We start from the raw sequence: 14137 nt of genomic DNA, 5'->3' as shown, positions 1-14137 counted from the left end.
CTGCGCCCACACGAGACCACCGATAATACTGCCAACCCCCATGATTCCGTAGACCGGACCCACCAGGGCAGGGACACCAAGTCCGGCAAACACGGCGTTCAATGATGCTTGAACCGAGCCGAACACCAGACCCACAGCCATTGCGACCAGCAATGCGGCCATGACGACCATGCCAGGTCGACGGAGATGCTCCGTGCTGAACACCGACCTAGATGCGGCCTGCTGATCATTGATGGAGGCGCCAGGTGAGCCGGTGGTACGCAACGGAACCTGACGGACGAATTCGAGGTGTACGACGAAACCAGTCACCGCGACCGTGACGAGGGCCATTCGTGGCTCGATCACGCCCAGCAGCAATGACGCGACGACAGGGCCGAGGACGAATGAAGCTTCAGATGAGGATGCTTCCCATGCCAGCGCTGAACGCACCGCTGCAGGGTCCAACTCCCCCACTTCGGTGCGTCGGACCCACTCCGCTTTGGCCAATGCGCCGATCGCAGGATTTGAGACACCTACAAGAAACGCCAGGGGCAGCATAAAGGGGACGTCGTCTAGGTTGCTGAACTGCGCAGCCAGCCCCAGAAGAGCAGAACCCTGGATGATGGCGGCCATCAGCACTACTGGTCGTGCACCGAATCGGTCGATGAGCAGGCCAACAGCGAAACCGCTCACAGCGGTGCCCAGAGCTGATATCCCGACGGCGGATCCAGCTTGTGTCTGGCTGCCTCCGGCAAGCGGGATAGCAACCAGAAGCAGCATCGGAATCATCGCCGTGGGGAGGCGGCCAATTAACCCGATGAGCATCAGCGGGGCGCCGCCCGAGCGGAGAAGGTACAACAGGCCTTGAGAACTTGATGAGGACATCACGTACTCCTTGCATAGCTCGGAGGCGCACTCCCGACCTCGCCGTGCGCTGTGATGCCCTCTGCCCTCGAGATTACACGTAACCGCGATTCAGGCGCCCTGCTCCCACCATCTATCGTTGCGGCCGCTCTGGGTACATATGAAACACATTGAACGCATCGGGGCTCTCATCTAGATGGGCATGAAACCGTACCGTCCGAGACTAGAACTCTTCGTGAAGCGGATGTCGAGCGCGCGAAGGCCAAGCGGCTCGAGCGGAGAGATGTTCTCCATGATTATGACTTGCCCGTCAAAGTTCTCCTGTACTTCCCGGTAGTAAACGCGAGCGGCGTCCTCCGGCGGCTCATCGCTTGCTTCGGTGGATTGGTCGGAAGGTCGGTACGTGACGAGAGGCGAGTCGAGGACAACGAAATCCTGGGTTCGGCAGCTCCTGATCGAAGCAGCATTGTGCGAGGGCCAGTGTAAAAGCTGCGTGGAGAACTGCTCGCACAGCCTTGACGTGTGCAGAGCGCAGTCGATTGCCGGCGATTATGTCGTGTGCCTTGCGATCGTAGCGAACGGACGCCGCTGACGGACAACCCCATCCGCTGAGGCGCGCGGAGAGCTCGGATGAGAATTCACGCTCAGCGGTGAGATTGAGCCCCGTGACCGCTGTCGCAACTTCCGCTTCCGGACTCCCGCATCTTGGTAGTGTCCATGCCGCCGCCTCCGTTAATCACCTTCAGCCGGCCGTCGTCGAGGACATCGGCGACCTCTAGCGCGCGAGGGCTCACCAGAGCGACCGCTCTACTGGGGCGGCCGACGGGAACCGTGTTGGGAGGACCCGCGACGGCTGCCAGAAACTGATGCCGTCGCTCTGCTGGAGCGGCATATGTGGCAGAACACCGCGAAAGCTCACCGACACAGGAGGGATGCTCACACTCGATGTCGAGGTCTACGAGGGTCGCGACTGGCCGGCAGCAGTGGTAGCTTAATAAGCCGCCGCAGCATCGGCCTCACCTTCTTTTTGTCCGGTGAGCTGGTCCTGCTTAGGAGTGGGTGTTTAGCCCTGGACGTCTGTACACATTGGGCACATCTGGATCTGAGAGTGACTCAGTTTGAGACAGACTCCCCCGGAATCATGCGGATCTGCTTGGACACGAGGGATTACACAGATTGATACAGAATTTCACCGTATTGATACATCTCGGGCACCGCACAGACAAGAAAAGGCCCCATCCCAATCTGGGAGAGGGCCTCCGACCTGAGGTTTCTCTAATTTTCGGCTTCAGAACGGGCTAACATCCCGCATCTGATTACTATGTGGAGCCTAGGAGACTCGAACTCCTGACATCCTGCTTGCAAAGCAGGCGCTCTACCAACTGAGCTAAGGCCCCGTAATGGGTATTCAGTTTTTTACAGCGTCGGTGGCCTGATCCCAGACCTGACGCGTTTCTTCACTTTTCTTCCACTCGCGGTACACGGCAATGCTTGCCACCGCAGCTGCTACTACCAGGATTCGTTTCATAGTGGGCGTACGTGGACTTGAACCACGGACCTTCACATTATCAGTGTGACGCTCTAACCGCCTGAGCTATACGCCCGAAACCTGCTCCTTCAATCGCCCGGAGAGCGACCACTACACATTACACCAGCGCTGACGAGTCCAACAAATCAGTCGGATCTCACTGGATCCCACTGTCGATATCAGTCGTCCGTGAGGGTGACGCCTATGCCTCCCACCAGCGAGGCCGAGAGGTTGTAAAGCACTGCCGCGAGCATGGACAGCACCGTCAAGAGCACCACATTCACCACCGCGATAATGGTGGCGAATGAGGCGATCTGGCCAACTGTCACCAGCTCCTGAAGCTGGAATCCGCCGGCGTCTCCGTTTCCTCCCAGAATTTGACCTGCCAGGTCGTTCACTCGGTCGAAGACACCCGTGAGATCCATCATGGACCACAGGGTCACAGCGCAGACCACGAGCATGATGCCCAGCGCAACTGATAACAGGAAGCTCATCTTCAACACTGACCATGGGTCAACCTTGGAGACCAGCAGTCGTGCTTTACGGACCTTGGCTTTAGGCGTGGGTCGCACCAGCGGCTGGTGAGCTTGCCGAGCCGTGGCTGGCCGCGCACCAGGCTGAGGGCGAGCCACCGGTCTGCCTTGGCTGGGGCGCGGACGCGGAGCGGAGGGTCTGGGCCCCGGTGCCCCGGCATTCTGCGGCGTAGGGGCAATTTCTTCCTTGATTGCCGGCATGTTGGTCAGCGTGGCACCACGCGGCCTGGGCGCAGGGAAGCGCCGTTTAGCCTCAGACGCGCCGGTCTGGCTCGTCTGTCCGTCGTTGCTTTCGCTCACAAAAGACCTCCATGGGCGTGAGAAGTCGTACTCATCGAGAGACTACGGTACTGCATATGACTATTCGGAGCTCTCAGAATCCTGAACCTGTACTTCAGGTGTTGCCGCTTCGTTATCACCTGGAGTGTCCTCCGAACCGTCTTCAGCCCCTACATCTTCCCCTGCAGCAGCAAGCGCTGCCCCGGAAGATTTGGCCACTTTGAGAATACGGTCATTCTTCCGAGGTTTCGCGAAGATGACGCCCATCGTGTCGCGTCCACGCGGCGGGACGCCAGATACTGCGGAGCGAACCACGTTGCCGGAGTTCATGACCACCAGCACTTCGTCGTCCTCTTCCACCACCATGGCGCCCACCAGATTGCCGCGATCCTCCACGAACTTCCCAACTTTGATGCCCAGACCGCCACGACCCTGGACCCGGTAGTCATCTACGTGGGTCCGTTTGGCGAAACCGCCCTCAGTAACGATGAAGACATAGGAATCTGGGGTAACGACATCGGCGGTGAGCAGTTCGTCGTCCGCACGGAACTTCATACCGGTCACACCAGAGGTGGCCCGGCCCATAGGACGCAGCGCCTGATCGGTAGCGGTGAACCTCAGCGACTGCCCATTCCGTGAAACCAACATCAGGTCATCCTCGGCGGTGATCAGCTTCGCTGAGACCAGCTCGTCGTCCTCACGCAGATTGATAGCGATCACGCCTGCCTGCCGCGGAGAATCATAATCCGTCAGCTTGGTCTTCTTCACCAAGCCGGATTTGGTGGCCAGGACCAGGAAGTCGGCGTCGTCGTAGTTCTTCAGCGCGAGAACTCCGGCGATCTTCTCATCGGGTTGGAACGCCACCACGTTAGCCACATGCTGGCCCTTCGAGTCGCGGCCAGACTCCATGAGGTCATAACACTTGGTCCGGTAGACCCGTCCCAGGTTGGTAAAGAACAGGATCCAGTGGTGCGTGGTGGTGACAAAGAAATGCTCGACGACGTCGTCCACCCTCAGTTGGGCTCCGCGGACTCCCTTGCCGCCCCGGATCTGGGCACGGTAGTTGTCAATGCGGGTGCGCTTCACGTAACCGTCACGGGTGATGGAGACCACTACATCCTCTTCCGGGATGAGGTCCTCCATAGACATGTCACCGCCGTAACCGCGGAGAATGTGGGTCCGGCGCTCGTCACCGAACTTGTCCACGATGGTGCTGAGCTCATCACTGACAATCTGACGCTGCCGGTCTTCGCTGGCGAGGATCGCCCGGAAGTCCTCAATCATGCGCATCAGCTCGTCGTATTCGTTCTGCAGTTTCTGGCGTTCCAGACCCACCAGACGGCGCAGCTGCATGTCCACGATCGCCGTGGCCTGGCTGTCGTCAATGTCCAGAAGCCGCTTCAGGCCTTCACGGGCCTCCTCGACATTGGCCGAACCGCGGATCGTCTCAATCACCCGATCAATATCATCGAGCGCCTTGAGCAGACCGACCTTGATGTGGGCTTCCGCCTCAGCCTTAGCCAACCGGAAGCGCGTGCGCCGGACGATGACCTCGATCTGATGCGTCACCCAGTGATGGACGAAGGCGTCAAGGCTCAGAGTGCGGGGCACCCCGTCGACAAGTGCCAGCATGTTCGCAGAGAAGTTGTCCTGCAGCTGGGTGTGCTTGTAAAGGTTGTTCAGGACCACCTTGGCTACAGCGTCACGCTTGAGGATGATCACCAGCCGCTGGCCGGTGCGTCCCGAGGACTCATCACGAATCTCAGCGATGCCACCGATCTTGCCGTCTTTGACCAAAGCAGCGATCTTACGAGCCAGTGCATCAGGATTGGCGTGATACGGAAGTTCGGTGACCACCAGGCAGGAGCGGCCCTGGAGTTCCTCCACACTGACCACAGCACGCATGGTGATGGACCCGCGGCCGGTCCGGTAGGCATCCTCAATGCCCTGGGTACCCAGAACCTGGGCGCCGGTGGGGAAATCGGGACCCTGAACGCGTTCCAGCAACGCCTCCAGCAGCTCCTCGCGGGAGGCTTGAGGGTTCTGCAGGTACCACTGAACGCCTGAGGCGACTTCGCGGAGGTTATGCGGTGGAATGTTGGTGGCCATACCCACCGCAATTCCAGAGGATCCATTGACCAAGAGGTTCGGGAAGCGCGCAGGCAGCACCACAGGTTCCTGCTGCTTGCCGTCATAGTTGTCCTGGAAGTCAACAGTGTCCTCGTTGATGTCCCGGACCATCTCCATGGCCAGTGGGGCCATTTTGGTCTCGGTGTACCTGGGGGCTGCCGCACCGTCGTCGCCTGGGTTGCCGAAGTTGCCCTGCCCTGTGGCCAGCGGGTAGCGCATCACCCAGTCCTGGATCAATCGGACCAGGGCGTCGTAGATCGCCGAATCGCCGTGCGGGTGATAGGAACCCATCACCTCGCCCACCACGCGGGCGCACTTGTTGAACGACCGGTCTGGGCGGAAACCGCCGTCATACATGGCGTAGAGCACCCGGCGGTGCACCGGCTTCAGGCCATCCCGGACATCAGGCAGCGCACGGCCCACGATCACGGCCATCGCGTAGTCCAGGTAGGACCGCTTCATCTCCGTCTGCAGGTCTATCTGCCGGACCCGGTCCACTTCGACTCCGGTCAGCGGAGCCGGCACGTCCGGGTTCTCTGGAGTGTTATCGCTCACGTATTCTCTTCCTTCGAGGTGTCAACAGCTGACGACGACGCCTGGGCAAGCCTCAGTGCGATATCGATCAGATATCGAGGAAACGGACGTCTTTGGCGTTCTGCTGGATGAAGTTACGCCGGGATTCGACATCTTCACCCATGAGGATGGAGAAGATCTCATCGGCTGCCGCGGCGTCTTCGACGGATACCTGGAGCAGCGTTCGGTGCTCCGGGTCCATGGTGGTTTCCCACAATTCCGAGTAGTCCATCTCACCGAGGCCCTTGTAGCGCTGGATGCCCAGTTCCTTGGGGAGTTTGCGGCCGGCAGCGCGGCCGGCTGCCAGTGCCTCATCACGCTCACTGTCGGTGAAGACATAGTCTGGGTCACCGCCGGTCCATTTGATCTTGTACAGCGGCGGCTGCGCCAAGAAGACATACCCGTGCTCGATCAGCGGCCGCATGTACCGGAACAGCAGGGTGAGCATCAAAGTGGTGATGTGCTGACCGTCAACATCAGCATCAGCCATCAGCACTATCTTGTGATAGCGCAGCTTGGTGATGTCGAACTCTTCCCCAATGTTGGTGCCGAATGCGGTGATCATGGACTGAACCTCTTGGTTCGAGAGAGCCTTGTCCAACCGGGCGCGTTCCACGTTAAGGATTTTGCCGCGCAACGGCAGGATGGCCTGCGTACGCGGGTTGCGGCCCCGTTTGGCGGAGCCGCCGGCGGAGTCACCCTCCACCAGATAGACCTCTGACTCACTGGGGTCCTTCGACGAGCAGTCGGCGAGCTTCCCAGGCATCCCGAAGGTCTCAAGCGGAGATTTACGGCGGGCCTGCTCCCGTGCTTTACGGGCCGCCAGCCGCGCTTGGGCAGCTGACTGGGCTTTGCGAATAATGTCCCGCGCTGGACCTGGGTTGCGTTCGAGCCAATCCCCGAGCTGGGTGTGAACAACACCCTGGACGAAGCCGCGAGCCTCGGAGTTGCCCAATTTTGTCTTGGTCTGACCTTCGAACTGTGGTTCAGAAAGTTTCACCGAGATGACCGCAGTAAGCCCTTCGCGGATGTCCTCACCGGTGAGATTGTCTTCCTTTTCCTTGATGTAGTTCTTTTCCCGGGCGTAGCGATTGACCAGTGTTGTCATCGCTGACCGGAAGCCCTCCTCATGAGTGCCACCTTCATGAGTGTTAATCGTGTTGGCGTAGGTGTGCACCGACTCCGAGTAGGTCAGTGTCCACTGCATCGCAATTTCAGCAGCGATCCCGCGTTCGGTGTCTTCAGACTCGAAGGCGATGACATCTTCATGGACGGTTTCGGTCTTCTTGGCAGAATTGAGGTGCTTGACGTAGTCCAGCAGGCCGTCGTCGTATTGGTAGACGACGACTCGGCCCTTGGGCGTTTCCGCGAAAGCCTCTTCGTGCTCTCCCGGTTCAGCAGGTGAGGGCTCTTCGCCCTCGGAGAGTGGTTCTTCCGGGGCGCGGTGCTGCTCGACAATTTCATCGGCGACGATGACATTGCCATCGATTTCTCGCTCGTCCCGGAGTGTGATGCGCAGGCCCTTGTTGAGGAACGCCATCTGCTGGAAACGTGCCCGCAGGGTTTCAAAGCTGAACTCGACGCTGTCAAAGATTCCCGCATCTGGATAGAAGACTTGAGTGGTCCCGGTTTCCGAAGCTTCCTTGCCGCGACTCAGCGGCACGATCGTATCGCCGCCTCCGCCGAAGACAATGGACCATTCATAGCCTTGGCGGCGGACAGTGGTCTCTACCTTGGAGGACAGCGCATTGACCACTGAGATGCCAACTCCGTGAAGACCCCCGGAGACGGCGTAACCTCCACCGCCGAACTTTCCTCCGGCATGCAGCACGGTCATGACGACCTCTACGGTGGGCTTACCCTCCGTGGGGTGCATATCCACAGGGATGCCGCGTCCGTCATCTTCGACTCGTACGCCGCCATCGTTTTGCAGAGTGATCTCTATGTGAGAGCAGTATCCGGCCAATGCCTCATCGACGGAGTTGTCGACCACCTCGTAGACTAAGTGGTGCAGGCCTCGCTCTCCAGTGGAGCCGATGTACATACCTGGACGCTTGCGAACTGCCTCGAGCCCTTCCAGGACAGTAATGTCAGATGCGCCGTAATTCCCGTAGGGGATGTCCTGTTCACTCACTTGCAACATTCTACCGCGAAACATGCTGATTCCCGCATTTCTGTCCCGGTTTCGCGGCACCAATATGCCGCTAGGAGACTCTCGAGGGCCTCTGGAACCGGAGGTGGGATGCTCGCACGGGGCCGTGGTCGTCTCTTAGGCGTCGATGCGGCATATCGTCATAGAGGCGTTTTTCTCTGCTACGGCTAGGTCCATATCCTCGCAAAGGCTGGGAAAGCCCTCTCCGCAGCGGGCTCAGATCGTGTCATCCGTAGGTGTCGCGGGGCCCTCTGCCGCGGACTGAATACCGGCCCTTCTTCCAGCTTGGTGCCTGCGGGCCACGGATATCGATCTCGGTGACAATTCCCTGACCGAGCTCACTTTCAAAGACATCCATAATCTTGGGCTTCATCAGTTTCAAGTTGGTCGCCCACGCTGTGGAGTCACAGCTGACGGTCACCACCCCGTCTTCGAAGGTCTCCGGGCGGCAGTGTTCGGCAATCGCCGCACCCACCAACTGATCCCACCTGCTGATCACCGAACCGACCGCCACTGGCGCTGTCCATCCGCGGCTTCTCACTAGTGTGGTCAGTGCTTCACCCAACAGTTTCGGATCCCGCAGGTCGGCACGCTGTTGAGGGGACTGACGATCAGTCCCGCTCGCAGCAGCTCGTGATACTGCTCTGGGATCCGAATTGAGCGAGAGATTCTTAGGCGGTCTGCGGAGCCGCTGCTGGCCACGATCCTCGGCCGCTTTGCGGAACCTATTGAAGAGGGTGGTGGCTGCATCCGGAACCTGTTCCTCTTCACTCATGGTCAACCTGTTCAGCTTCGGTGCGGGTTGTATGGCTGATTTGGTCAACAGATGTGACTCGATACGCATTGCTGAGCAGAGATTCAGGAACGTCGTCGTCCACGGCTGCGGTGACTATGACTTGTTCGGCACCTGTGGTGAGGTCCGCCAATCGGCGCCTGCGCCGGGCATCGAGTTCGGCGAATACGTCATCCAAAATCAGGATCGGTTCTGCACCGGGCTGCGGGTCATCGTCGATCATCACGCGGTAGCTTGCTAGACGCAGACTCAGGGCGTACGACCATGTTTCGCCATGGGATGCATACCCCTTGACCGGTGTCGCATCGAGGCTGAAGTGAATGTCATCACGGTGGGGGCCAATCAGAGTGATGCCTCGTTCCCGCTCTTTTTTCCGCACGGATTGCAGGCCCTCAAGGATCTGCTGCATGAGCTGCTCCGCAGAGGCATTTTCAAGCGCGGAGATATCAGTTTCTGGGTGTGAAGAGTGTGCTGCGGCGCGTTCTTCACTGTCTTCGTCATGCCCAGTCAGGGACGATAGGTATCGCATACGTGCGGTGCGGACTGAGTGGGAAAGATCCTCATAGGCCTGGCTCAGATGAGGCCTAAGGGCGGCGATCACGTCAAGGCGGGCTCGCAACAGACGTCCGCCCACCTGGGCCAGTTGGGTGTCCCACACGTCCAGAGTGGATTCATGGGTGGGTGTAAACCCCTGGTGTCGAATGGACTTCAATAACGCGTTGCGCTGCCGCAGCACTTTTCCATAATCCTGACCGATTTGGCCCAATGATGGGTGCAGCTGAACGGCCAAGCTGTCGAAGAGTCGACGCCGGACTGTTGGCGACCCCTTCACCACCTCAAGATCCTCGGGGGCAAAGAGGACCGTGCGGAGAATCCCTAAGGCTTCGGTGGCCCGCACTGGAGATCCGCGGTTGATCCTTGCTCGATTGGTCTTCCCTGGATTGATCTCGACTTCCAGGAATGCCTCCCGCGAGCCGCGATGAGCTTGAGCTCGAATGATGGCCTGGGCCTCACCGTGGCGAATCAAGGGAGCATCGTGACTCACGCGGTGGGAGGAATGGCTCGCTAGGTATCCGACAGCTTCCGCGATATTGGTTTTTCCTACCCCGTTGAACCCCAAGAGCACGTTGGGGCCCGGGTGCAGGGTCAGGTCAGTGTCCGCGTAGCTGCGGAAATTGTGCAGAATGAGTTGAGAAAGCCGCACAGCGCCAGTGACTCGTCGATCAGCGGTCCTGCAGGCGTACCGGCATCAGCAGGTAGCGGAAATCTGTTGAGTTCTCACCCTCACCGTCCTGCTGACCGGTAATCATGGCGGGCTTAGGAGCTGAGACGAAGCTGAAGCGCAGGAATTCAGTGTCAAAGACACCAAGTCCTTCGTTGAGATAACTCGGATTGAACCCTACGGTGATGGGCTCTCCGCTGAGGTGGGCCCCCACAGCTTCCGAGGCTGACGCGTTGTCATCGACTCCTGCGTCCAATGTCACCTGGTTGTCCTCGGTGAACTGGAGCCGGATGTACCCGTTGCGTTCTGAGACCAGGGAGACTCGGCGGGCCGCTTCAATGAGTTCAGCGGTGTTGACGACAGCATGGATGGGGGTTTCTTCCGGGAAGAGCTGCCGAATCTTCGGATAGTCTCCGTCGACCAGAGTGCTGGTGGTGCGGCGGCCCCCTGAGGAAAAGCCAACAAGGGCGTCGTCGTCAGAAATGGCCAGTGCCAGGTCTCCCGCTCCGGCCAAGGACTTCGCTACTTCATTGAGCGTCTTCGCCTTGATCTGCAAGGAGGTGGAGATGGAGGGGTCAGTCGGACGCCAGGTGATCTCACGCATCGCCAGACGATATCTGTCCGTGGCGAAGAAGGTGATGGTTTCACCCTCGATTTCGAGTTTGACGGCTGTCAGCAGCGGCAAGGTGTCGTCTCTGGCAGCTGCAGTGATCACTTGAGAGACCGCCCGGGCGAAAGCTGAGCCGTCAACGACCCCTGCAACCTCAGGTTGAGCAGGAAGATCAGGGTATTCATCCACCGGCATTGTGGTCAGCGTGAACGTTGAGGACTTACACGTCACAATCACTTTGGTCTCTTCCAGGGAGACCGTGACTGAAGCATGAGGCAGGGACTTCACAATGTCGTTCAGAAGCCGACCGGAGACCAGGACTGTGCCCTCATCCGAAACATCGGCGTCGATGCTCAGCTGAGCTGAGACCTCGTAGTCGAAGCTGGAAATGACAACCTGTTGTTCCTTCGCTGTGATGAGCAATCCCGAGAGCACAGGAGCCGGCGGCCTCGGTGAGAGTGAACGGGCAGCCCAAGACACCGCCTCGGACAGTACGTCTCGGTCTACGGTGAACTGCACTGTGGTGCTCCCTCACAAGTCAAGCATTCGGCCAGGTGTGTCTGAGGGACGAGCTTACAGTCTCTACCAGATATGCCGAAAGTCTAGGTTTTCACCACAACATCTAGGACCCGGCGGCAGAACAGTTGCTTGTTGAAGGAATTTTTAAGTTTAAAGATCAGAGGTGGTAGTAACTGTTGTGGATTCTGTGGATAACCGGCTCTCACGGCCTGCTGGGCCTGATCGGCCTGTGCACTGCATCGTGTGGTGTTTGGGTCTGGTGTGTGAACTACACGGGGAGGATTTACTGGGCCCAAAAGGCCTCCTCCCCAGATGAAGTGCCGTTATCCACAGTTTTGCCGGATTGGTCCACCGAATCTCCACTGGGTTATCCACAGCTGTGCAGCCAAAGGCCCCAACACTCCACCTACACCTGTGGATATGTGAGGAAAACTGTGGAATACGATTCTGTCAATTGGAGCTGGGGCCGCTCATCCTGCGGAACTACACGAGTGTGAGATGTGCACGACGCCGAACTCGACACCTGTGACTCACGCTGGGTCCTGCTCCTTAGAGCGAGCGTTTATCTACCGTGTTTGATTTTGTTGGTGAGCTCAGTCACCTGGTTGAAAACAGCCCGGCGCTCAGCCATCAGCTCGCGAATCTTGCGCTCTGCGTATATGACTGTCGTATGGTCACGGCCGCCCAACTCCTGGCCGATCTTTGGCAGCGACATCTCTGTCAGCTCACGCAACAGGTACATGGCGATCTGCCGGGCGGTGACGAGGTTGCGGCTGCGGGACTTGGACATGAGGTCTTCTACAGTGAAGGTGTAGTACTCAGCGGTGGCGTTGATGATCTGCTGGGCAGTGATCTCTTTGGCGTGATCGTCAGAAATCAGGTCTCGCATCACCTGTTCGGCCAAAGACAGATCCACCTCCTGTTTGTTCAGCGCGGAGTATGCCGTGACGCGAATCAGAGCGCCCTCGAGTTCACGGATATTGGTCGAGATTTTCGAACCGATGTATTCGAGTACATCGTCAGGACACGAGAAGTTCTCAGCATTGGCCTTCTTGCGCAGGATCGCAATGCGGGTTTCGAGGTCCGGGGGCTGAATGTCGGTGATCAGTCCCCATTCAAACCGAGACCGCAGACGCTCTTCGAATCCAGAGAGCCGCTTCGGCGGCTCATCGGAGGTGATGACGACTTGCTTATTGTTGTTGTAGAGCGTGTTGAAGGTGTGGAAGAACTCTTCAACAGTGCGCTCTTTGTCCGCGAGAAACTGGATGTCATCGAGGAGCAGGATGTCCACATTTCGGTACAGATGCTTGAAGCTGGCGCCTTCATCATCACGGATCGAGTTGATGAAGTCGTTGGTGAATTCCTCTGAGTTCACGTACCGAACGCGGATCCCAGAGTAGAGACGCTGGGCGTAGTGGCCGATGGCATGCAATAGGTGAGTCTTTCCCAGTCCTGAGTCACCGTATATAAACAATGGGTTGTACGCCTTGGCCGGTGCCTCTGCCACCGCGTTCGCCGCAGCATGGGCGAATCTGTTCGAAGATCCGATGACGAACGTGTCGAAGGTATAGCGCGGGTTCAATCGAGACGTCTCGTAGCTGCCCGTATAGGCCGTGTCTGCGGGCGCAGGAACCGGCCGCGAGTGTGCAGCTGTTTCTGGTGTTCCTGCCGTATAGGCTCTCTGCGACCGTTCCGGGGGACGGAAGGGAGCAGTCTCGGACCGAGAGACCGGCCGGTGTGCCGGTGGCGAGTCCCCGTGGGGTGTTGCTGCGATGGGGGCGGGATCTTCTTTTTCTCGCTGCGCCTTGGCGAGTTCAGGGTCAATCACATAGGCGCAGAGAATGTCTTTCCCAAACACCGTGTGCAGCGCATTGGAGAGCTCAGCCTGGAGCGTGGAGTGCAGCAACTGGCGCACTCGTTCATGGGGAACTGCAAGAAGCAGGGTATCTCCGATGAGCTGGTCGGACTGCGGCACTGCGCGGGCAACATCGGCGAGCTTCAACCCGGTGATGCCGTGACTCTCTCGAAGTTCTGTGAGAACTTGCTGCCATTGCGAGGATACGGAGGACTTGGAGTCGGCGGACACGCTACTCCCTCATAACTGACTTGTGGTCGGGCAATCCTGTTCCGGATAGTATTCCACAAGAACTGTGGATAACATCCGGTATCTGTGGAATCGGCGTCACAGGGTCTCTTCGACGGCGCCTGGGCGTGGACGGCTGGGCAATTTGACGACAGGAGCCCTGGCCCCCTACTGTTGACAGATCACCCTGGACTATTTGCGCGCTCTTGCGTAGTCGTTTCGGGGACTGCAAAGACTTCACGTCCATCACATTGGGAGTACAGAGTGACCAAGCGGACTTTCCAGCCGAGCAATCGCCGTCGCAGCCGCAAACACGGCTTCCGGTCCCGTATGCGGACCCGCGCCGGCCGTTCCATCATATCGGCTCGCCGGCGTAGCGGCCGCCAGAAGCTCTCGGCATAAGCGCATAAGAACAGCACGACGACGGCCCATCCCAGTTTCTTGGGGTGGGCCGTTGTCATGTCCATCGGAGTATCTTAGATCTATGCTTCCTGCACCTCATCGACTGACCTCACCGGAGGATTTTTCTGCGGTGATGCGTCGGGGAAGCAGGGCGGGCAGCTCAACCGTCGTGGTGTCTGCCCAGATACAGAAGAAGCCCACTGGCCCGCGGTGGCGGTGCGGGTTCATCGTGTCGAAAGCTGTCGGCAACGCAGTGGTGAGGCACCGCACTACGCGGAGACTGCGGCATATCGTGGCGGAGCTGATGCGGAGTCCGCAGATGGCGCTGCCTGACGACTTAGGCGTTGACTTTGCGATCAGAGCTTTGGCAGATGCTGCTGTGACCGAACATGGGAAGCTGCGCGCTGATGTGGAGTCCAGCCTTCGTCGGGCACTGACAAAGGCTCAGCAACAGTGACGTGGATTCGGCA

Annotated in this window: 11 protein-coding genes and 2 tRNA genes; 2 read left to right on the top strand and 11 right to left on the bottom strand. The window is 58.8% G+C overall.

Translation table 11 applies throughout. From position 1 onward, the window contains the following. The 11 genes from FH975_RS09690 to dnaA all read right to left on the bottom strand — a co-directional run. A partial coding sequence (locus FH975_RS09690; protein WP_162321180.1) for an MFS transporter occupies positions 1–864 on the bottom strand: 864 nt, incomplete at its 3' end. Positions 865–2167: 1303 nt separating this feature from the next. Next, a tRNA-Ala gene (locus FH975_RS09685) sits at positions 2168–2240 on the bottom strand. An 11-nt stretch (positions 2241–2251) separates the two neighbouring features. Continuing rightward, the gene (locus tag FH975_RS16625; RefSeq protein ID WP_235928649.1) at positions 2252–2371 is read right to left on the bottom strand and encodes a DLW-39 family protein; all 120 of its coding nucleotides are present in this window, start codon (positions 2369–2371) and stop codon (positions 2252–2254) included. Positions 2372–2373: 2 nt separating this feature from the next. Continuing rightward, positions 2374–2447 (bottom strand) — tRNA-Ile (locus tag FH975_RS09680). 103 nt (positions 2448–2550) lie between these two features. After that, on the bottom strand, positions 2551–3105 hold the full coding sequence (locus FH975_RS09675) for a DUF3566 domain-containing protein (RefSeq protein ID WP_162321200.1): 555 nt from the start codon (positions 3103–3105) through the stop codon (positions 2551–2553). Between the two features lie 159 nt (positions 3106–3264). Beyond that, on the bottom strand, positions 3265–5868 hold the full coding sequence (gyrA, locus tag FH975_RS09670) for a DNA gyrase subunit A (protein WP_153077778.1): 2604 nt from the start codon (positions 5866–5868) through the stop codon (positions 3265–3267). Between the two features lie 67 nt (positions 5869–5935). Beyond that, entirely contained in the window at positions 5936–8020 is a 2085-nt protein-coding gene (gene gyrB, locus FH975_RS09665; RefSeq protein ID WP_328821849.1) for a DNA topoisomerase (ATP-hydrolyzing) subunit B, read from the bottom strand. 244 nt (positions 8021–8264) lie between these two features. After that, on the bottom strand, positions 8265–8813 hold the full coding sequence (locus FH975_RS16320) for a DUF721 domain-containing protein (RefSeq protein WP_194251027.1): 549 nt from the start codon (positions 8811–8813) through the stop codon (positions 8265–8267). Further along, positions 8806–10035: a DNA replication/repair protein RecF gene (recF, locus tag FH975_RS09655; RefSeq protein ID WP_162321178.1), complete on the bottom strand. Its 1230-nt coding sequence runs from the start codon at positions 10033–10035 to the stop codon at positions 8806–8808. Before recF ends, FH975_RS16320 begins: the two co-directional genes overlap by 8 nt. A 19-nt stretch (positions 10036–10054) precedes the next feature. Further along, a complete protein-coding gene (gene dnaN / locus FH975_RS09650; protein WP_153077781.1) occupies positions 10055–11182 on the bottom strand; it encodes a DNA polymerase III subunit beta in 1128 nt (375 codons plus the stop codon). A gap of 562 nt (positions 11183–11744) precedes the next feature. Further along, positions 11745–13268, bottom strand: coding sequence for a chromosomal replication initiator protein DnaA (dnaA, locus tag FH975_RS09645; protein ID WP_153077782.1), 1524 nt, complete (start codon positions 13266–13268; stop codon positions 11745–11747). A gap of 261 nt (positions 13269–13529) precedes the next feature. Here dnaA and rpmH point away from each other — a divergent pair, with 261 nt between their 5' ends. Beyond that, positions 13530–13667, top strand: coding sequence for a 50S ribosomal protein L34 (gene rpmH / locus FH975_RS16620; protein ID WP_138253553.1), 138 nt, complete (start codon positions 13530–13532; stop codon positions 13665–13667). Positions 13668–13749: 82 nt separating this feature from the next. After that, a complete protein-coding gene (rnpA, locus tag FH975_RS09635) occupies positions 13750–14124 on the top strand; it encodes a ribonuclease P protein component (protein WP_162321177.1) in 375 nt (124 codons plus the stop codon). Positions 14125–14137: the final 13 nt, after the last annotated feature.

This window comes from Nesterenkonia haasae, from assembly GCF_010119385.1.
GTDB classification, from domain to species: domain Bacteria; phylum Actinomycetota; class Actinomycetes; order Actinomycetales; family Micrococcaceae; genus Nesterenkonia; species Nesterenkonia haasae.
Note: the sequence above shows the minus strand (reverse complement) of the source record. Positions and strands in the feature narration are given on the sequence as shown.

Bases quoted from the DNA above. Each gene is read 5' to 3' on its own strand.
- FH975_RS16625 (WP_235928649.1), bottom strand. From the start codon at position 2,371: ATGAAACGAATCCTGGTAGTAGCAGCTGCGGTGGCAAGCATTGCCGTG.
- FH975_RS09675 (WP_162321200.1), bottom strand. From the start codon at position 3,105: ATGCCGGCAATCAAGGAAGAAATTGCCCCTACGCCGCAGAATGCCGGG.
- FH975_RS16320 (WP_194251027.1), bottom strand. From the start codon at position 8,813: ATGAGTGAAGAGGAACAGGTTCCGGATGCAGCCACCACCCTCTTCAAT.
- rnpA (WP_162321177.1), top strand. From the start codon at position 13,750: ATGCTTCCTGCACCTCATCGACTGACCTCACCGGAGGATTTTTCTGCG.